Here is a 19,817-nt window from a genome sequence, read left to right as displayed (position 1 = left end):
GTGCGATCCCGCGGCGATCGGGAAATATCGCCAACTTCGCGGCGTTGACCAATGCTGAGGGCGGGTGGCGTGCGGCCTCCCCACTGCTTCTTCGAAGGGACGAAATGTGAGCGATCAGACGACCACCGCCGGTTCCAGGGACCGCGTCGATTTCTGGTTCGATCCGCTGTGCCCGTGGTGCTGGATCACCTCGCGCTGGATTCTGGAGGTCGGGAAGGTCCGCGATATCGACACGCACTTCCACGTCATGAGCCTGGCCGTGCTCAACGAGGGCCGTGAGGACCTCCCCGAGCGCTACGTCGAGATGATGAAATCGGCGTGGGGGCCGGTCCGGGTGGCCATCGCCGCGGCCGAACAGCACGGTGAGAAGGTGCTCTCACCGCTGTACACCGCGATGGGCACCCGCATCCACAATCGCCGGGAGGAGTACGAGCGCGAGAACCAGGCCGACACCCTGGCCGCGGTCGTCGCCGACGCTCTCGCCGAGGTGGGGCTGCCCGCCGAACTGGCCGAGGCCGCCACGAGCACCGACTACGACGAGGCGCTGCGCAAGAGCCACCACGCCGGCATGGACAAGGTCGGGCCGGATGTCGGCACGCCGACCATCCACATCAACAACACCGCGTTCTTCGGCCCGGTGCTGTCGCGGATCCCGCGCGGCGAGGAGGCGGGGAAGGTGTGGGACGGGGCGGTCGCCCTGGCGTCCTACCCGCACTTCTTCGAGCTCAAGCGGACCCGGACCGAGGACCCGCAGTTCGACTAGTGCATCGACGGCACGGGGCGACGCGCGCCCCGTGCCGGGCGCACGGCTACCGCGGCGGCAGCCCCGGAACTTCGCCGTATCCGGGGTAGCTGCCCATCTGGACGGGCGGTCCGGCCGGTGGCATCGGCGGCGGCGGGGCCGCCGGCGGACCGCTCGGCCGCAGGAACATCCGCCCGTGCCGGCTGCGGTCGCGCAGCGCCCACATCCGCCAGGTCAGCACCGGATGCGAGGACATGGCGTTGACCATCCAGACGAAGAACCCCTTGTCCTGTGGCGCGCGGTCGGCCATCTCGTCGAAATCGACCAGCGAGTTCAGGTATTTGCCGCCCGCAAGGGTTTTCATCGCGCCCGGAGCGCCGAGATGACGGTTGCAGAAACCGTGATTGTCGGCGGTGTACTCCTGCGCGCGAATCAGCGAGTTGCCGATGATCGGCAGGAACGGCACGAGGAACATGCCCAGCTGGCGCCAGTACGACACATGGCCGGCCGCGATATGTCCGACCTCGTGGCCGATGATGAAGGCCAGCGCGTCGGGGTCGCGAGCCTGACCGCCGACCTCGAACAGATCGCTGTAGACGACCACGTAGCGTCGGAATCCGTGTCCCGAGGCGAAGGCGTTGATCTGCCCGTTGCCCAGCACCACGTAGGCATCCGGGACGGTCGCCATGCCGAAGCGCGCGGCCGCCTCGACCACCATCCGGTATCCCTCCGGGAACTGGGTGGGCGACATCTTCACGGCATTGAGCCGCTGCATCGAATAATTGGTGCCGCGGCCGAACCACAGCAGCAGCGGCGCGAGGATCAGCAGCAGGACGTAATAGTTCACCGCACCGACGAGCAGGAACAGCAGCGCGATCAGATATCCGCTGACGGTGGCCAGAATCACGACGATCAGCAGCGGGATCTCCCAGCTGTGCCGGGCCGGCATACCCCACGGGGACAGTCCCCGCGTCGGTTGGTACGGAGGGATGTGCGGCGGCGAAAACGCTTGCTGCGGACCCCATCCCGGCGGTCCCAGCCGAGGATCCCACCCCGCCATACCGGTCACCGGATTCCACCCCGGTCCGCGCCCCTGCTGTGGTGACTGATCGGCCCACTGATCTTCGGACTGCATGGGCTGAACTCTATAGAGGATCGGGAAACGACCCCATGTGGAGCGAAACCACCCACCTGACAGAATCTCAGCCATGCGCGTATACCTGGGTGCCGACCATGCCGGCTTCGAATTGAAGAACCAAGTGAAGGATCATCTGACGCAGGCCGGTCACGACGTGGTCGACTGCGGAGCCCACGAGTACGACGCCGTCGACGACTACCCGGCCTTCTGCATCGACGCCGCCCGTCGCGTCGTCGCCGACCCGGGCAGCCTCGGCATCGTGTTCGGTGGCAGCGGTAACGGCGAGCAGATCGCCGCGAACAAGGTTCCGGGCGCGCGTTGTGCGCTGGCCTGGAGCGTGGAGACCGCGAAGCTGGCTCGTGAGCACAACAATGCGCAGCTCATGGGCATCGGCGGCCGGATGCACAGCACCGAGGAGGCCTTCGCGATCATCGATGCGTTCTTGGCGACGCCGTGGTCGGACGAGGCGCGGCATCAGCGGCGCATCGACATCATCGCCGAATACGAGAAGACCGGTCAGCCGCCGGCGGTGCAGAGCTAGCAGGTACCGAACCGGGCCGGGCGGCGCCGTCCGGCCCGTCCGGCCGCGGGCCGGTGGGAGTGGAACGGAATTCGGTCGATGCCTGAGGGGCATACGCTGCATCGCCTGGCGAAGCTGCATCAGCAGCGTTTCGCGGGCGGTGTCGTGCGGGTATCCAGTCCGCAGGGGCGCTTCGCCGACGGTGCCGCCCTGGTCGACGGAGCCACGCTGACCAAGGCCGAGGCGTGGGGTAAACACCTTCTGCACCATTACGATTCGGGCCTGGTGGTCCATGTGCACCTCGGTCTCTACGGCACCTTCACCGAATCGCCCGCGCCCCTGAGCGACCCGGTCGGCCAGGTGCGGATGCGGATGATCGGCGCCGGGAAGTCGGCGACCACGCTGTACGGGACCGATCTGCGCGGCCCGACCGCGTGCGAGGTCCTGCACGGACCGGAAGTCGACGTCCTCACCGCCCGGCTCGGGCCGGATCCGCTGCGGCGCGATGCCGATCTCGATCGGGCGGCGCAGCGGATCCGCCGCTCGAACCGGTCGATCGCGGCGCTGCTGATGGATCAGTCGGTGGTGGCGGGCGTGGGCAATGTCTACCGCGCGGAAGTGCTCTTCCGGCACGGCATGTCACCGCAACGCCCCGGCCGCGCGATCACGGCCGGGGAGTGGGAGGCGCTGTGGGCGGACCTGGTCGCGCTGATGAAGGTCGGCGTGCGCCGGGGCGCCATCGTGGTGGTGCGCCCCGAACACGACCGCGGCGCGCCGTCCTATGCGGTCGGCAAACCCCGCACCTACGTCTATCGGCGTGCCGGAGAGCCCTGCCGGATCTGTGGAACCACCGTCGCCCATGCCGTGCTCGAGGGGCGAAACCTGTTCTGGTGCCCCACCTGTCAGCCGGACTGAGCAGCCGGTATCGCCGGGGCGCGGCGCCGGAGCAGACGCGTGAGCGCGAGTCCGAGCAGCGCGACGGCGACGAGGACGTAGGTATTGCCCAGCAGGTGCTGCCACCAATTCCAGTCGAGCTCCCGGTCCCCGCCGCCCGGCACCAGCACCTGTCCGATCAGGAACGGGGCGGTGACGGCGGCGATCGCGCCGGCCACCGCCACCGCGGATCTGCTCGCGGACCACAGGGCGGCGGTCACCAGTGCGGGCGCCACCCAGACCCAGTGATGGGTCCACGAGACCGGCGAAACCAGTAGCAGCACTGCGGCATTCAGCAGCAGGGCCGCGACCGAGAATTTCGTGATCGCGGGGGCATTCCCGGATGCGAGCGGGCCGGTGTCGGCGGTGCGCTCGGCGCGCAGGAGCAGGTGCATCGCGACCGCGCCGGCGGCGACGACGGCGAGCCCGAGTCCGAGCCAAACCGCCACGGCCGCGGATTCGGGCAGGCCGAGTCGATAGATCATGCCCTTGAGGGACTGGTTACCGGCGTAGTAGGGCGCGCCGATGCGCCCGGTTTCGACGATCGCGTGCAGCCAGTACTGCGTGGACGTCCGCGGGAACAGCACGAATCCGGCGAGCACCACTCCCGCGGCGGTCGCCACCGCCGTTCCCGCCGCCTTCCAGTCCCGGCGGATCAGCAGATACAGCACGAAGGCCGCCGGAGTCAGTTTCGTGACGGCCGCGATGCCGATCAGCACTCCTCGGGGCCAGCGGGGTTTCACGGTCAGGCAGTCCAGCGCCACCGCGGCCATCAGGATGATGTTGATCTGCCCGAACCACAGCGTCGTGTGCACCGGTTCGAGTGCCGCCATCGCGATGACGACGGGAGTGGTCAGGGTTGCTTTCGACCGGGGGCTGAGATCGGGCCGGATCCGGGAGAGCACGAGCCAGACGGTCACCGACAGACAGGCCAGCGAACTGGCCGTCACCGCGATCTCCGCCAGCCAGAGCGGCATCACGGCCAGTGGCGCCATCAGTACCGCCGCCGACGGGGGATAGGTGAACGGCAGATCGGTATGGCCGGCCACCGGGAGCGGCGGACCGTACAGTGCGCCGCGGTGCAACCAGGCCAGGGTGTCGACCCGATAGACCTGCAGATCGAGGAAACCGTGCAGCGCCGAGATGAGCAGGGCGGCCGACACCGAGAGCAGAATTCCGATCACGATCGGAATGCGGGGGAAATATCTCGTGTCGTCCGAATGCTGGTGGCGGAGCAGCTGGCGCCGCTCCGTCCGCACCGTGATCATGAAGCTGAGACCGACCTTTCGATGTTCGCCGTTCGGCGCTCGGGCGCGGCGAACCACGTCGTGTAGAAGAGAGAGATCACGGCGGCCAGCGCGGCCAGGACGGCGAGTCCGGACGGCAGCGGGTGGGCGGCCATGATCTCCGCGAGGAAACGATAGGACAGCAGCAGCCCCGCGAAAACCCCGGCGCCGAGCGTCACCATCCGGATCCGGTGGCCGTCCCAGCCGCGTTCGGGTTCGCGCAGTGCGGATTCCACGGTCAGGCACAGGACCGCCCCCGCCACGAGATCGCAGCCGTAGTGGTAGCCGAAGCCCAGCGTCGCCAGCAGCGTGCACACCAGCCACACCGCCCCGCCCCAGCGCAGCCACCGCGGCCCAGAGCGGGAATGAACGAACAGCGCTGTGGCCCAAGCGGTGTGCATCGACGGCATGCAGTTGCGAGCGGTGCCGGAATCGAAGAGCATCGGCGCCGGGGTGCCGGATATCGTCGGCACCGTATGCGGCCAGTCGCCGATCTGCAGGCCGTGGCCCAGTGGACCGTAGGCGAAGACCGGGCCGACCACGGGAAACAGTACATAGACGAGCGGCCCGACGATGCCCAGTGCCAGGAATGTGAGCAGCAGGTTGTGCCGCGGCCACGGCTTCGTCGTCACGTGGCGCAGCTGCCAGACCGCGACCACCACGGCCGCCGCCGGCAATTGGATGTACACCGCGTGCAATACATTCGACGGAATCGGGCCCGCGGCGTCGAGCATGCTGCCCACCGCCCACGCCGGATCTCCCAGTGCCCGATCGGCATACTGCACGTACTGATCCAGTACGCGGGGACCGGCGGAAATGCTCACCAGCAGCCAGGTATCGGCGAGCTTCGAGGCCATGATCAGCAACACGCCGAAGGCGATGGCGCGCAGGGCGATCCGCCGTGGCCGGCCGTGCCACCGGGCGACGGTCAGTGCCAGCGCGGTCAAGACGAGCGTGGGTCCGGTTCCGATGGAAAGGTGCCAGCCGCACAGCGCCTGCACGCCGAGTACCAGCAGGTCCAGCACCGCCGCCGAGGCGAGGCTGACGACCCGGATGCGCGCGGGCACACCGACACAGGCCAGGCCCAGCCCCGCCCAGGAGACGAACGCCGACTGCGGATCGGCCGCGTAATCGGCGAGGAGACTACGAAAGGGCCCGAGGGCGCCGTGGTCGGATGCCCACACCTGGGCGATGGTGAGCAGGGCCACAGCGGCGGCGAATGCGGCAGCGGCCCGTAGTCGGGGCTTTTTCCCACCCCCGGATAACGACGACGAGGGAACTACCCTCGCCTCGTGGTCGATCAACACTGAAGATCGATAACACAACGTAAACGGAGGCGCAACTTCCGGTTACCGGAAAGCTAAAAACCTCCGTCGAATCCGCCGAAGTCGCCCCCGTCGAAGCCACCCCCGCCGTCGAAGAAGCCGCCCCCATCGAAGCCGTCGCCGTCGTACCCGCCGCCCTGGTCGTAGCCGCCGCCGTCGTATCCGGCGGTGTCGTATCCGCCCTGGTCACCGCCGTCGAAGCCTTGCCCGGGATCCTGACCGGCGTCCTGCCCCGCGTCGAATCCGGCGTCATACCCTGCGCCGTAACCGTTTTCGAAGCCGGCCGCGCCGTAACCGACGCCGTGCATGCCGCCGAACAGCGCGTCGAACAGCAGCACCGAGCCCACGCCCCAGGCACCGGCCACCAGTGCGGTCTTCCACCACGGCTCGGAGTACCAGCCGGCCGGCACCGGACGACCGGCGACCCGGCCGCCCGGGTAGTAGTTCGGAGTTTGCGGGGAGGGTGTGGGCGATGCCTCGATGCGGCGGCCGTCGAAGTCGACGGTGCGGTCCTCGGTGACGCGTCCGGCGGACCGCTGCCCGTCCAGTTCGGGGACCGGTGGGCCGGGGTCGAGATTCATCGCGGTCCGCGCCGCGCGCACGTAGTACAGGCCCTCGATCGCGGTTTCCTTGGCCAGCCGCGCCTGGGTGACGGTGGTGGCCTGATCGATCTGCGAGCCGGCGGCGTTGAGCCGTTCACCCGCATCCGCGAGCGCCTGCTTGGAGGCCTGATCGGTCCCCGTGAGGTTGTAGACCTGGCCGCCGAGGCGTTCGGTCAACCGGCGGGCGTCGGCCTTCGCGTCGGCGAGTTGGTTGTTCTCCCGGGTGCGTTGGTTCGAACGCCCCGCGACCGCCATCGCGACGAACGCGATCAGCACGACGACCAGAAGAATCAGCAGGAGCCACACATCGACCAGGGTACGCGTCGACGGTTTGCCCGAGGCTTGCTCTCAGCCTGCGACGGCCGCGTCGTAGTCGAGTCGGGCGGCGCCGTAACCGCCCGGCTCGCCGTCGGAATCGCTCAGTTCGGACAGTGCGAACTGCCGCTTGCCGGCCGTCTTGGCCGAGTACATCGCCCGGTCCGCGCTGCGCAGCAGATCGGAGAAGTCGCACGGACGTCCGGGCGGGGAGAACGCCGTGCCGACGCTCGCCGACACCGGCACCGGCCCGGCATCGGTCGGCACCGGATCGTGCAGGGCGGTCAGCACGCGCATCGCCACCTCGGCGAGCGTATTGCGGCGGGCGGGCAGGGCGATGACGAATTCGTCGCCGCCGTAGCGGCATACGACCGTTTCGTCCGGGCAGGCCGCCCGCAGCCGCCGCGAGATCTCGACCAGCACCTCGTCGCCGACGGAATGGCCGTAGCCGTCGTTGATCTGCTTGAAATCGTCCAGATCGATCAGCAGCAAGCCGACACCGCGGGTGTGGTCGGTGGCCATCAGCCGCACCCGCTCCTGCAGCAGGGAGCGGTTGGCGAGGTCGGTGAGCGCGTCGTGCGTCGCCTCGTGCCGCAGCCGGTCCTGCAGCGCGGCGATCTCCTGCACTCGCACCGAAACCGCCGCCGTCAGATTCCGCTCCTGCTGGGCCAGGGCGCGCTGCTGCAGGGCCTCGGCATAGCTGTCGATGGCATGGCTGGCCACGAACGGCCACCGGGTCGCCACCAGGGAGCCGGAATCACCCGGCGCGAAGCCCAGCAGCGCTCTGGTGGCAGGAGCGAGCATGCGGGTGCGGTCGAGGGGCGCCTCGGCCAGCCGTCGCCCGATCGCGCGGGCGGCGGATACCGGAAACGGTTCGGACTGTGCAAGATTCAACAATTCGTCGACGATGGCCGCGAACACCTGCTCGAGGTGTTCCGGACCGACTGTCAGCCCGCTGCCGGGATAGACGGCACGAACCCAGTCCCGTGTCGTCGCCGCCACGATGGCGGCGGTCTGCGTGTCGAGTTCGGCAGGCATCGCCGATCACCTCGCGCAGACGTCGTCGACGCCGGCGCTCCGGCCGGTCACGCCCTCCGGAACGCGCTCACTGCTTCGCGGTCGAGTACACCTTCGGCGCACGCTCACCGCCCCCTTTCCAGATACCCCCGTCCGGCAAAAAGGATCCTAGCAAGCCACTCGGCACCGAAAAACGCTGTTTTACAACCTGTTCCGATACGTCGCGAATGGCGATCGGCAGTGTGATCGACGCCGGGCCTGCGGCGTTACACCTTGCCCCAGCGTGTCGCGCCCGGTGTGTTGGCGCCGACGTTCACCCGCGGGTGGGCGCGTCTTCGCGAATCGTTCTTATCGCAGGCCAGAGGGCTCGACATCGCACCGGATCGAGCGGCGGCGGCGAGTCGCTGGTGACGAGTATCACAGCGAGCTGGCGAGGTTCGGTCGTGGAGTGAACGTTCGATGCTCCGCCTGCGCGTGGGGGTCGCTGCGGCACCGGGTTGTGCCCAGGTGTGGGAACAGGCGGCGGCGGATGGGTGCGCCCGACCGCCGGTGGCGACCTTGCCTTCGGCGGTGACGGCGGTCGTGCCGTGAACCGCTCGGAAGGCGCCACCTCGACAGGCCGACGCGGTTGCTGTGCAGTCGCTGTGGGCCGGCTGCGGAGGGAGTCGGGAGCGCCGGTGCGCAGTCCGGCGGACGCGCCGTGCGAAAACCGGGTGTGCGATTGGCATTCCGGAAGTGAAGTTCGGTACAGTCCTACACGCAGACGACATCGTGGCGATCCCATTGGTGTCGTATGCCTGCGGGTGTAGTTCAATGGTAGAACCTCAGCCTTCCAAGCTGATGGTGCGGGTTCGATTCCCGTCACCCGCTCCGATGAGGGGATTGTCGGCAATCCCCGGCCGCCGGATCCCGTCCATCGGGAGGCGCCAGCGGAGCCGCTGGACGGAAACGGGATGTAGCGCAGCTTGGTAGCGCATCCGCTTTGGGAGCGGAGGGTCGCAGGTTCAAATCCTGTCATCCCGACCACGGACGACCGGGAATTTTCGCCCGATCGTGGGCGCTGGAATTGTGAGGCCGCGTTCTGCGGCCGACCGGACGATCGCAACCGTACTCGGACCCCGACAAGACGGTATTTCCGAAGGGAATGACCGGCTATGGCCTGGATCGTATTGGTGCTGTCCGGAGTCTTCGAGGCCGTCTGGGCCACCGCGCTGGGGAAATCACACGGCTTCACCCGCATCGTGCCGTCGGTCGTCTTCGCGGCCGCGCTGGTGGCCTCGATGTCGGGTCTCGCCTATGCGATGCGCACCTTGCCCGTGGGCACCTCCTACGCGGTGTGGGTAGCCATCGGGGCCGCGCTCACCGTGCTGTACGCGATGGTCACCGGGGCCGAACAAGCGTCGCTGGTGAAGATCGCTCTGCTGCTGTTGATCGTTGCGAGCGTCGTGGGATTGAAACTGACCGGATAGCCGGTCGAGGATCACCGAACCCGCCGGCGGCGTCCCGGCCGCGACGTTCACCCGGATGGGTGAGCGCTCGCCTGCCGGGACCGCCGGTCGGTGGAAGTTCCCTATCGGTTGCCGCGCGCCGGCCGCGGTGATCCGGCCGAACGAGCATGCGCCTGAACATGTTTCGTTCCGCCGGTCGAGCGGGCGGACGAGCCGCGCTCGGTCCGGCCGGGGGCCGCCGCCGTGCGTTCGCGCGCGGGTTTGCCACCTGTGCGGGCGGGCACGTCGGCGGTGCCCCGGTGTCCGCGACCCGTGCGCGCGCCCGCGCGTCCGGTGTCCGATGCGGCCGGGCGCTCGCCGGCGGTGGTGCGCCGGTTTCGCGCTGCCGTGGTTCGGCCACCGGCCGCGGTATCCGTGGTGGCCGTCGTCATTCGGTCGCCGTCGTGCCCGGATCGGTGGCGTCCGGCTGCCGTGCGGCCCGCGGATACCGTCGCGGCGCTGTGGTTCGCGGATTCGCGGCGTTCGCTCCGCGCCGCCGGGCCGCGGCTCCGCCTCGGCCTGCGAGACGGGCTGTCGGCGCCCGAGGCGGGACGGCGTGAATTCTGTTCGGCGCGTCCGGGTTTCGAGGCGGTGGGAGCCACCGGCGCGGCGACCGTGCCGACCAGTGCGGTGACCTGAGCGGAATCCGGACGCACCTGTTGCGGGCGGACGTCGAGTCCGGCCTTGCGCAGCAGGACCGCGACGTCCTTGCGCTGTTCCGGCAGCATGATCGTCACCACGTCGCCGCTGCTGCCGGCGCGGGCGGTGCGCCCGGAGCGGTGCAGGTAGGCCTTGTGCTCGGCGGGCGGATCGACGTGCACGACGAGTTCGACGTCGTCGACGTGGACGCCGCGGGCGGCGATATCGGTCGCGACCAGCACGCGTGTGGTGCCGTCGGCGAAGGCCGCCAGATTGCGGTCGCGTGCGACCTGCGACAGATTGCCGTGCAGATCGGCGGCCGGAATTCCGGCGGTGGTGAGCTGCTTGGCCAGCCGTCGCGCGTGATGTTTGGTGCGCATGAACAGAATTCGCCGCCCGGTTCCGGAGGCAAGGGTGTGGACCAGTTCGCGCTTGGCCTCGCTGTCGCCGATCTCGAAGACGTGGTGGGTCATCGCGGGCACCGGGGAGTGGGCCTCGTCGACGGTGTGCGACAACGGGTTTCGCAGAAAGCGCTGCACCAGCTTGTTCACCCCGTTGTCCAGGGTGGCGGAGAACAGCATCCGCTGACCGTCGGCCGGGGTCGCGGCGAGGATTCGGGTGACACCGGGCAGGAAGCCGAGATCGGCCATGTGGTCGGCCTCGTCCAACACGGTGATCCGCACCTCGTCCAGGGCGACCAGGCCCTGTTTGATCAGATCCTCCAGGCGGCCCGGGCAGGCGACGACGATATCCGCGCCCGAACGCAATTCGCGGACCTGCCGGGCCTGCGGCACGCCACCGAACACCGTCACCACCCGCAACTCGCACGCATCGGTCAGCGGTTCGAGAGTCGCCGCGATCTGAGTGGCGAGCTCGCGGGTGGGCGCCAGCACCAGACCCGCGGGGCGGCCCGGGAGGCGCCGGTGACCGAGCCGGTGCAGCCGGTCGACCATGGGAATCGAGAAGGCGAGGGTCTTACCGCTGCCGGTACGCCCGCGAGCGAGCACATCGCGGCCGGCCAGCGTGTCCGGAAGCGTAGCGGCCTGAATCGGCAACGGTGCGCTGAAACCCTGCGCGGCCAGCGCGCGCAACAGGGGCGCGCCGACGCCGAGAGTGTCGAAGGTGGCGGCAGGCGTCGATGAACGAGTCGTCATGAGTAGTCGTGGTGCCTTTCGAGCAGCAGAGGTGAACCGCAGCGGCGCTGGGTTGGCAGCGGAGCCGCGGTTGCAGCGACGCTGAGCTTCGTGGCCCGCACGAAGGCTGACCGCTGGGTGGCCGACGCGAAGAGTAGACATCCACGACGGAGGGAGTACGAATAACCGATACTCCCGGTTAAGACTATCCCGTCGGGGCCGTTTCTCCCCCATCGCGCGAGGGTGACGGTTCTCTCCTCGACAACCGGTGTGGATGACCGGGCGGCGGGGGATGTCACGGGGCGGGTTCACAGGTTTCTCCCAGCGGCGTCCCAGCACAGCGGGGGCACGGCCGACCATCATGGCAGCCATGACCGAAACTGCTATCGCGCCCGGCCGCCCCGCGGACGGGGTGGCGACGCCCGGCCGGGGCGGGACCCGGAGCCTGCCGTGGGAGTATCTGGGACTCGCCGCGCTGCTGGGCGGCACCGCGATCGCCTATCTGTGGAATCTGAGCGCGAACGGCTGGGCCAATTCCTTCTATGCCGCCGCGGTGCAGTCCGGGGCGAAATCGTGGAAGGCGTTCTTCTTCGGTTCCTCGGACTGGGGCAATTCGATCACCGTCGACAAGACGCCGGCGTCGCTGTGGCCGATGGAGATCTCGGCCCGACTCTTCGGGATGAACAGCTGGAGCATGCTGATCCCGCAGGTGCTGATCGCGGTCGCCGCGGTCGCCCTGCTCTGGTCGACGCTACGCCGGACCTTCGGCCCCGGCGCCGGGTTGCTCGGCGGGCTCGCGCTGGCGGTGACGCCGGTGGCCACGCTGATGTTCCGCTACAACAACCCGGACGCGCTGCTGGTTCTGCTGATGATCGCCGCCGTATGGGCGATGACGCGTGCCCTGGAGGACGGCCGGTGGCGCTGGCTGCTGCTGTGCGGCGGCTTCGTCGGACTCGGATTCCTGGCCAAGCAGTTGCAGGTGCTGCTGGTCGTGCCCGCGCTGGCGCTGACCTATCTGTTCGCCGGGCCGCCCCGGCTGGGTAAGCGCTTGCTGCAGTTGCTGGCCGCCGGAGCCGCGGTGGTGGTCGGCGCCGGCTGGTGGGTGCTGGTCGCGCAGTTGTGGCCGGCCGATTCACGGCCGTACTTCGGTGGTTCGAAACACAATTCGATCATCGAGCTGACCCTCGGCTACAACGGGCTGCAGCGACTCGGGGTTGATTCCGGCGGTGGGTTCGGCGGTCCGCCCGGACCCGGCGGCCGCGGCCACGGACCGTCGTTCGGTTCGGAGGCCGGGATCACGCGACTGTTCAGCGAGACGGTCGGCGGTCAGATCGCCTGGTTGATTCCGGCGGCGCTGATCCTGTGCGTCGCGGCTGTCGTGCTGTGCGGCAAGGCGTCCCGCACCGATACCCGGCGCGCCGCACTGCTGCTGTGGGGCGGCTGGGCGCTGGTCACCGCCCTGGTGTTCAGCTTCATGAAGGGAATCTTCCACCAGTACTACACCGTCGCCCTGGCACCCGGTGTCGCCGGCGCGTCCGCGATCGGGGCGGTGGTGCTGTGGCGGCAGCGTGATCGGCTCGGCGTCCGCGTCGTGCTGGCCGCGGCCACCGCGCTGACCACGGTCACAGCGATGATCGTGCTCGATCGCACTTCGGATTTCGTGCCGTGGTTGCGGTGGATCGTCGGCGTCGCGGGCGCGGTCGCGACCGTCGCGCTGGTGATACCGCAGCCGCGCCGGACGGCGGCCTGGACGGCCGTTCTCGCGGTGCTCGTCGCGATCGCCGCACCGGTGGCCTATTCGACCCAGACCATCGCCTCCGCCCACAACGGCGGCATCGTCCTCGCCGGACCGAAGACCAGCGGTGGCTTCGGATTCGGTTTCGGACCGGGCGGGCCGGCCGGCGCGTGCGGTCCCGCTGGGCCGAGCGGATGTGCCCCGGCGGGGCCCAGCGGCGGGCCGGCGGACGACGGCTCGGATTCGGCCGGCGCCAACCGATCTCCCGCACAACCGGGCCGGATGTCGCGACCGGGCGACCCGGCGGCCGCCGGACCCGGTGCCACGGAACGCGGTGCCGCCGACCGTCCGGCCGGTCCGGGTATAGGGCAGCGGACGAATCAGCAGCTGATCGATCTGCTGAAGAACAACGGCGCCGGGTACACGTGGGCGGCCGCGGCCATCAGCTCGATGGGTGCCGCGGAGTTGCAGCTCGATTCGGGTTACGCGGTCATGCCGATCGGCGGCTTCGGTGGCGGCGATCCGTCCCCGACCCTCGATCGATTCCGTGCCGATGTCGCACAGGGACGGATCCACTACTTCGTCGGTTCCGAGCGCCGCGGCCCGGGATCGGGTGCGACGTCGGAGGCGAGCCGGATCGCCCAGTGGGTGGAGAGTACCTACGCGGCCACCGATGTCGGCGGCACCAAGGTGTACGACCTGACGGCGCCGACCCGGTAATCCGGGCGGTACAGGGCGGCGGTGGCGGCCCTGTATCGCCACGACCCCCGTCCGGTACGGCAGACTGCGACCATGGCCACGGCGTCGAAATACAGTGCGGGCGTTCTGCTGTTCCGGCAGGCTCCGCGGCTGCAGGTCCTGCTCGGGCACATGGGTGGTCCGTACTGGGCACGCAAGGATGCCGGCGCCTGGTCGGTGCCGAAGGGGGAGTACGAGCCGGATTCCGAGGATGCCCGGACCGCCGCGGCGCGGGAGTTCACGGAGGAACTGGGCCTGCCCGTGCCCGAGGGCGAGTGGATCGCGCTGGGGGAGTCGCAGTACGGCAGCGGTCGTTCCCGCAAGCAGGTCACCGTGTGGGCCGTGGCCGGTGACCTGGATCCGGAGCAGGTGGTCCCCGGCACCTTCGAGATGCAGTGGCCGCCGAGATCCGGTCGGATGCAGAGGTTCCCGGAGATCGATCGGGTCGAGTGGCTCGAACCGGAACTCGCTCGCGAGAAGATCGTCGCCGGTCAGCGGCCGTTTCTGGACCGGCTCACCGAGGTACTCGCCGCCGGCTGAGGTTCAGCGGTAGGTGTCCGCGAACCGCTCGCCGCCGGCTTCGATGAGCCGTACGCCCTGGAGTTCGTGGACGGTCAGCCGATGCGTGGGGCGCCCCGTGTCCCAGGCCGGGATGAGATTGCGGCGGCGGGCGGCGTAGGCGGTCATGAGATCGCGTGCCAGCCGGGCCGGCGATACGCGGTCGACCGCGGCCCGCCGCAGAATCACCACCAGCAGATGTTGCGGAATCTCCTCGGCGTCGCCGAGCGGCCGGAAAGTTCTCGCCCGCACCGGAACCGACAGTGGCGCCGCCGTTTCCGTCTCCACGAATTCGGTGATCGCCGCCGATAATTCGGCGGCGGGCACCGGCGTCGGCACCAGTCGCGGCAACACCGCGGTGGTCGCGGACAAAACCCGGGGCGCGGCACTCGAGCCGGGCATCGGATATACCGTTCGCAACTGTTCGTGGCGTGCGATCAGATCGGCGAAGGCGTCGCGCAATCCGACGGCATAGAGATAACCCGTGAAATGCAAGGTGAACGATGCCGTGCCCGCGGGCGTCGGATCGACAGGCGGCACGGCGGGGACCACCGCGGGGGTAGAGCGCAGTTCCATGCGGTATTTCCGTTCCTCGTTCGCACCCCCGTCCCGGCGGGCACATGCGGAGCCTAACTCCGAACGGCCGCCCGCGCTGTTCGACGGGTACGACGAGGGTTATCGGCCGTACGGCCAGCGCCAGTCGGCCACCTCCGGAATATCGGCGCCGTGTTCGCGCGTCCAGATGCGCGCGGCCAACCGGGCGTCGGCCATTTCCTGGCGCAGGCCGGCCGCCTGGGTGCCCAGCCCCGGAACCCGGTCGATCACGTCCATCACCAGGTGATAGCGGTCGAGGTCGTTGAGCATCACCATGTCGAACGGAGTCGTGGTGGTGCCCTTCTCCTTGTATCCGCGCACGTGCAACTCGGAGTGGTTGGTGCGCCGATAGGTGAGCCGGTGGATCAGCCAGGGATAGCCGTGGAAGGCGAAGATGATCGGCCGATCCCGGGTGAACAGGGTGTCGAATTCGCGATCGGGCAGGCCGTGCGGATGTTCGTCCGCCGGCAGCAGCCGCATCAGATCGACCACGTTCACCACGCGAATGCGCAACTGCGGCAGCCGTTCTCGCAGAATGGCGGCGGCCGCCAGCGTCTCCAGAGTAGGTACGTCACCGGCGCAGGCGAGCACCACATCGGGTGTCGTGCCCGACTCGTCGTTGTGGCCGGCCCATTCCCAGATTCCGGCGCCGCGGGCACAATGCAGCCTCGCCTCTTCGATCGACAGCCAATCCGCCTGCGGCTGTTTGCCGGCCACCACCACGTTCACGTAATGGCGGGAGCGCAGGCAATGGTCGTAGGTCGACAGCAGCGTATTGGCGTCCGGCGGCAGATAGACGCGCACGATCGACGGCTGCTTGTTCATCACCACATCGAGGAAACCGGGGTCCTGATGGGTGAATCCGTTGTGATCCTGCCGCCACACATGAGAGGTCAGCAGATAATTGAGGCTCGGAATGGGCCGGCGCCACGGCACCGCGCCACTGGCGTCCAGCCATTTCGCGTGCTGGTTGAACATCGCGTCGACGATGTGGATGAACGCCTCGTAACAGGTGAAGACGCCGTGCCGTCCGGTGAGCAGATATCCCTCCAGCAGGCCCTGGCACATATGTTCCGAGAGCACCTCGATCACGCGGCCGCGGCGGTCCAATTTCACGTCGAATTCGCCGATCTCGGCCTGCCAATTGCGGCCGGTCACGGTGAGCACGTCCTGAAGCCGGTTACTGGCCAATTCGTCGGGTGCGAAGATCAGGAAATTGTCGCGATTGGCGTCGGTGATGTCGCGCAGCCAGGTGCCCAGCACCTGGGTGGCCTCGTGCGAGGTGGCGCCCGGCGCGGGAACCTCGACGCCGTAGCGGCGCCAGTCGGGTAGTCGCAGATCCTGCATCGTGGCGCCGCCGTTGGCCACCGGATTGGCACTCATCCGCCGCGGCCCCGGGGGAACCTGGCGCAGCAACTGTGGATACGGCCGGCCGTCCTCGTCGAAGAGTTCCGCGGGGCGATACGACTGCAGCCACTGCCCGAGCACGCGGCGGTGATCGTCGTCGGTACGCGCGGCCGGGAGCGGGACCTGATGGGCGCGGAAGGTGCCCTCGACGCGGTCGCCGTCGACCACCGGCGGGCACGTCCAGCCCTTCGGCGTGCGCAGCACGATCATCGGCCAGCGGGGACGCGTGCCGTCGGCGCTCTCGCGCGCGGCGCGCTGGAATTCGGCGATGCGGTCCAGGCTGCGATCCAGCGCCGCGGCCATCGCCTGGTGAACGGTCGCCGGGTCGTGCCCGGCGACGATGATCGGGTCGTAGCCGTAACCGTGCAGCAGCGAGAGCAGTTCGGCTTCCGGAATGCGGGCCAGCAGGGTCGGATTCGCGATCTTGTATTCGTTGAGCGCCAGAATCGGCAGTACCGCGCCGTCGCGCGCCGGATTCAGGAATTTGTTCGCGTGCCAGCTGGTCGCCAGCGGCCCGGTTTCGGCCTCGCCGTCGCCGACCACGCAGAACACGGTCAGGTCGGGGTGATCGAGCGCGGCGCCGTAGGCGTGCAACAGGGAGTAGCCGAGTTCGCCGCCCTCGTGGAAGGAGCCCGGCGTCTCCGGCGCGCAGTGGCTGGGTACGCCGCCGGGATAGGAGAACTGCGCGAACAGCGCGCCCATTCCTGTCGCGTCGCGCGAAATATTGCTGTACAGCTCGGAATACGTGCCTTCCAGCCAGGCACACGCGTTGGGTCCGGGGCCGCCGTGGCCGGGTCCGGCGACGAAGACCGCGTCCAGATCGCGGGCCCGGATCGCCCGATTGGCATGTGCCCACACCAGATTCAGTCCCGGCACGGTTCCGAAGTGCCCCAGCAGCCGCGGTTTGATGTGCTCGGCCGTCAGCGGGGTGCGCAGCAGGGGATTGTCCGTCAGATAGATCTGGCCCACCGCGAGATAGTTCGCCGCGCGCCACCACGCGTCCAGATCGGCGAGTTCGTCCGGTGACAGCGGGCCGGGAACCTCGGCCAGCCGATACGGTTCGGGCGCGATCGTGGCGCCACCGCTGCCGCCGATATTGTCGGCCGCCGTATCGGCTCCGGTCGGATCGGTGGCCGGGACCCGTCCTTCCGAACTCGCCAAGTCGGTCACGATCGTGCTCCTCACACTGGGGTGTTCGGTAACCGCATCGGATGGAGACTCGAGGCCAGGCTACCGGGCCCACCGCGAGAGCGCCGTGCGCACCGATTAGGGTGCCGCGCATGCAGACTTTGGCCAGGATCATCGGCTCGGCCGCCGTCGCGGTGGCCGCGGTCGCCCTCACCGCCTGCGGGGGCAACGACAACAACTCGGCGAGCCCGTCGACCACCGCGCCCGGCACCCACGCCCCGGCCGCGACCTCGGCCGCCGCGGCTCCGACGGCGAGCCACGGCCGCGAATGCACCGCCGACGACATCGGCGTCACCGGCGGCTTCGGCCAGGCGCCGACCATCACCATTCCCGATAACTGCGATCCGCCGAAGCAGCTGGTCATTAAGGATCTCGTCGAGGGCACCGGCCCGGCGGCGGCGAGCGGCCGGCCGGTGGAGATGAACTATTCGCTGGTCACCTGGTCGGACAAGAAGAAGCTGGACAGTTCCTTCGATCGCGGCCAGACCTTCCCGCTCACCCTCGGCACCGGTGAGGTCATCCCGGGCTGGGACCAGGGTCTGATCGGCATCAAACAGGGCGGCCGCCGCCTGCTGATCATCCCGCCGGACCTCGGCTACGGCCAGGGCGGGCAGGGCGTCAAGCCCAACGAGACCCTGGTGTTCGTCACCGATGCCGTGAAGGTCGGCTGAGTCCCGCCCGCCGGACGTGGGATAGCCGATTGTCGGGTGCAGGCCGGTGTCGACTACCCTGATCGGGATGCGATTTCGGGGGGAAACGACGCCGTCGTCACACGGCACCCGAACATCGTCGCCGGCGGATCACACCTCCGTCCGGCGGCCACACAGACCAGTGAACAACGAACAAGGAGCATGTCCGTGAAGAGCACCGTCGAGCAGCTGAGCCCGACCCGGGTCCGCATCAATGTCGAGGTGCCCTTCGAGGAGCTGAAGCCGGACTTCGACAAGGCGTACCGGGCGCTGGCGCAGCAGGTTCGCATTCCCGGCTTCCGCCCGGGCAAGGCCCCGGCCAAGCTGCTCGAGGCCCGTCTCGGTCGCGGCGCCATCCTGGAGCAGGTCGTCAACGACGCGCTGCCGGCGCGCTACAGCGAGGCCGTCACCGCCTCCGAGGTGAAGGTGCTCGGCCAGCCGGAAATCGAGATCACCAAGATCGAGGACGGCGACGAACTGGCCTTCACCGCCGAGGTCGACGTCCGTCCCGAGATCGCGCTGCCCGACTTCGAGAGCATCGAGGTCACCGTCGATCCGCTGAGCATCGGCGACGAGGACATCGAGCAGCAGCTGCTGTCGCTGCGCCAGCGCTTCGGCACCCTGAAGAGCGTCGAGCGCGCCGTGCAGGAGGGTGATTTCGTCTCCATCGACCTGTCGGCCACCGTGGACGGCGAAGAGGTCTCCGAGGCGACCACCTCCGGGCTGTCGCACGAGGTCGGCTCCGGCCAGCTGATCGAGGGCCTCGACGACACCCTCGTCGGCCTGAAGGCGGAGGAGTCCAAGGACTTCACCTCCACCCTGGTGGCCGGCGAGCACGCCGGTAAGGAAGCCGTCATCACCGTGAAGGTGAACTCGGTCAAGGAGCGCGAGCTGCCCGAGGCCGACGACGAATTCGCCCAGATGGCAAGCGAATTCGACACCATCGACGAGCTTAAGGAAGACCTGCGCAAGCGGGTCGAGCAGAGCAAGAAGGTGCAGCAGGCCGGCGAGATCCGGGACAAGGTGCTCGAGGCGCTGCTGGACAAGACCGAGGTGCCGCTGCCCGAGGCCGCGGTGCAGGCCGAGGTCGACGCCGTGCTGCACGACGCGGTGCACGGCTTCGACCACGACGAGGCGAAGTTCGCCGAGGCGCTCGAGGCCCAGGGCAGCACCCGCGAGGAGTTCGACAAGGACTCCAAGGAGGCCGCCGAGAAGTCGGTGAAGACCCAGCTGCTGCTGGACGCGGTCGCCGAAGCCGAGAACACCGAGGTCGGCCAGCAGGAGCTGACCGAGCGGATCCTGTTCCAGTCGCAGCGCTACGGCATGGCGCCGGAACAGTTCATCCAGCAGATCCAGCAGGCCGGGCAGCTCGGCGCGATCTTCGCCGACGTGCGCCGCGGTAAGGCGCTGGCCGGCGTGGTGATCAAGGCCAAGGTCACCGACACCGAGGGCAACGCGGTCGACACCGCCGAGATGTTCGGTGAGCCCGCCGAGGCGGTGTCCGATTCCGAGGGCGCCGAGAACGCCGCCGAGTAGCCATCGGCGACATATGAGTCAGCTGTAAGCGAAGCAAGGCGGTACCGGGAGTTCGGTGCCGCCTTGTTTCGTTAGGGTTTGTGTCAACCGAATCAGGCCGCGGTCGAGCGTCGGGGACGGAGGCGGTAGCTTGCGTAACCACGAAGGGCCCCGGAAGACCGCATATTGGACAGAGGCTGTGCCGGCAGGCATCGTGCCGGCGAGAGAGGGCAGGTATCCGTGACAATCAATCAGG

The 19,817-nt window shown here is 68.8% G+C and carries 16 protein-coding genes, 2 tRNA genes and 1 riboswitch; of the genes, 10 read left to right on the top strand and 8 right to left on the bottom strand.

Features of this window, described 5'->3' with window-relative positions; genetic code table 11:
- Positions 1-106: 106 nt before the first annotated feature.
- Complete coding sequence (locus tag A5780_RS01260) at positions 107-763, top strand: DsbA family protein (protein WP_030512703.1); 657 nt, start codon at positions 107-109, stop codon at positions 761-763.
- Positions 764-809: 46 nt separating this feature from the next.
- On the opposite strand, the gene A5780_RS01255 is transcribed toward A5780_RS01260, so the two are convergent.
- Positions 810-1,877, bottom strand: a complete 1,068-nt coding sequence (locus A5780_RS01255; RefSeq protein WP_063017519.1) for a M48 family metallopeptidase — start codon at positions 1,875-1,877, stop codon at positions 810-812.
- Positions 1,878-1,950: 73 nt separating this feature from the next.
- On the opposite strand from A5780_RS01255, the gene A5780_RS01250 reads away from it, so the two are divergent.
- Both A5780_RS01250 and A5780_RS01245 read left to right on the top strand, forming a co-directional pair.
- On the top strand, positions 1,951-2,421 hold the full coding sequence (locus A5780_RS01250; RefSeq protein WP_062962784.1) for a ribose-5-phosphate isomerase: 471 nt from the start codon (positions 1,951-1,953) through the stop codon (positions 2,419-2,421).
- 78 nt (positions 2,422-2,499) lie between these two features.
- Positions 2,500-3,315 (top strand): Fpg/Nei family DNA glycosylase, encoded by an 816-nt coding sequence (locus A5780_RS01245; protein ID WP_064907504.1) that lies wholly within the window; start codon positions 2,500-2,502, stop codon positions 3,313-3,315.
- Here A5780_RS01245 and A5780_RS01240 read toward each other — a convergent pair.
- From A5780_RS01240 to A5780_RS01225, 4 genes are all read right to left on the bottom strand, one after another.
- Positions 3,303-4,601: a glycosyltransferase family 87 protein gene (locus tag A5780_RS01240; protein WP_082857346.1), complete on the bottom strand. Its 1,299-nt coding sequence runs from the start codon at positions 4,599-4,601 to the stop codon at positions 3,303-3,305. The two genes, A5780_RS01245 and A5780_RS01240, sit on opposite strands and share 13 nt — an antisense overlap.
- Complete coding sequence (locus tag A5780_RS01235; RefSeq protein WP_064907503.1) at positions 4,598-5,926, bottom strand: phosphatase PAP2 family protein; 1,329 nt, start codon at positions 5,924-5,926, stop codon at positions 4,598-4,600. Before A5780_RS01235 ends, A5780_RS01240 begins: the two co-directional genes overlap by 4 nt.
- Before the next feature lie 53 nt (positions 5,927-5,979).
- Positions 5,980-6,801 (bottom strand): hypothetical protein, encoded by an 822-nt coding sequence (locus tag A5780_RS01230; protein WP_064907512.1) that lies wholly within the window; start codon positions 6,799-6,801, stop codon positions 5,980-5,982.
- 93 nt (positions 6,802-6,894) lie between these two features.
- A complete protein-coding gene (locus A5780_RS01225) occupies positions 6,895-7,899 on the bottom strand; it encodes a GGDEF domain-containing protein (RefSeq protein ID WP_063017525.1) in 1,005 nt (334 codons plus the stop codon).
- Between the two features lie 778 nt (positions 7,900-8,677).
- Here A5780_RS01225 and A5780_RS01220 point away from each other — a divergent pair.
- The 3 genes from A5780_RS01220 to A5780_RS01210 all read left to right on the top strand — a co-directional run bounded on the left by A5780_RS01220 (position 8,678) and on the right by A5780_RS01210 (position 9,347).
- Positions 8,678-8,748 (top strand) — tRNA-Gly (locus A5780_RS01220).
- A 79-nt stretch (positions 8,749-8,827) separates the two neighbouring features.
- A tRNA-Pro gene (locus A5780_RS01215) sits at positions 8,828-8,904 on the top strand.
- A 42-nt stretch (positions 8,905-8,946) separates the two neighbouring features.
- A riboswitch (guanidine-III (ykkC-III) riboswitch) is annotated at positions 8,947-9,014 on the top strand.
- Positions 9,015-9,032: 18 nt separating this feature from the next.
- Entirely contained in the window at positions 9,033-9,347 is a 315-nt protein-coding gene (locus A5780_RS01210) for a multidrug efflux SMR transporter (RefSeq protein WP_064907502.1), read from the top strand.
- Between the two features lie 101 nt (positions 9,348-9,448).
- Here the strand turns inward: A5780_RS01210 and A5780_RS01205 are convergent, their stop codons facing one another.
- Complete coding sequence (locus A5780_RS01205) at positions 9,449-11,158, bottom strand: DEAD/DEAH box helicase (RefSeq protein WP_082976221.1); 1,710 nt, start codon at positions 11,156-11,158, stop codon at positions 9,449-9,451.
- A gap of 349 nt (positions 11,159-11,507) precedes the next feature.
- Between A5780_RS01205 and A5780_RS01200 the strand changes: the two genes are divergently transcribed.
- Positions 11,508-13,592 (top strand): glycosyltransferase family 39 protein, encoded by a 2,085-nt coding sequence (locus A5780_RS01200; RefSeq protein ID WP_082976220.1) that lies wholly within the window; start codon positions 11,508-11,510, stop codon positions 13,590-13,592.
- Between the two features lie 72 nt (positions 13,593-13,664).
- Positions 13,665-14,150, top strand: coding sequence for an NUDIX domain-containing protein (locus tag A5780_RS01195; RefSeq protein WP_063018940.1), 486 nt, complete (start codon positions 13,665-13,667; stop codon positions 14,148-14,150).
- A gap of 3 nt (positions 14,151-14,153) precedes the next feature.
- Here the strand turns inward: A5780_RS01195 and A5780_RS01190 are convergent, their stop codons facing one another.
- Both A5780_RS01190 and A5780_RS01185 read right to left on the bottom strand, forming a co-directional pair.
- Positions 14,154-14,744: a hypothetical protein gene (locus tag A5780_RS01190; RefSeq protein WP_063018942.1), complete on the bottom strand. Its 591-nt coding sequence runs from the start codon at positions 14,742-14,744 to the stop codon at positions 14,154-14,156.
- 99 nt (positions 14,745-14,843) lie between these two features.
- Entirely contained in the window at positions 14,844-17,339 is a 2,496-nt protein-coding gene (locus A5780_RS01185; RefSeq protein ID WP_369829501.1) for a phosphoketolase, read from the bottom strand.
- 110 nt (positions 17,340-17,449) lie between these two features.
- On the opposite strand from A5780_RS01185, the gene A5780_RS01180 reads away from it, so the two are divergent.
- Both A5780_RS01180 and tig read left to right on the top strand, forming a co-directional pair.
- Complete coding sequence (locus A5780_RS01180; protein WP_064907500.1) at positions 17,450-18,028, top strand: FKBP-type peptidyl-prolyl cis-trans isomerase; 579 nt, start codon at positions 17,450-17,452, stop codon at positions 18,026-18,028.
- 186 nt (positions 18,029-18,214) lie between these two features.
- Positions 18,215-19,582: a trigger factor gene (gene tig, locus A5780_RS01175; RefSeq protein ID WP_063018961.1), complete on the top strand. Its 1,368-nt coding sequence runs from the start codon at positions 18,215-18,217 to the stop codon at positions 19,580-19,582.
- Positions 19,583-19,817 lie beyond the last annotated feature (235 nt).

This window comes from Nocardia sp. 852002-20019_SCH5090214 (genome assembly GCF_001665865.1).
Lineage (GTDB): Bacteria > Actinomycetota > Actinomycetes > Mycobacteriales > Mycobacteriaceae > Nocardia > Nocardia nova.
This window is presented reverse-complemented; position numbering and strand designations above follow the sequence as displayed.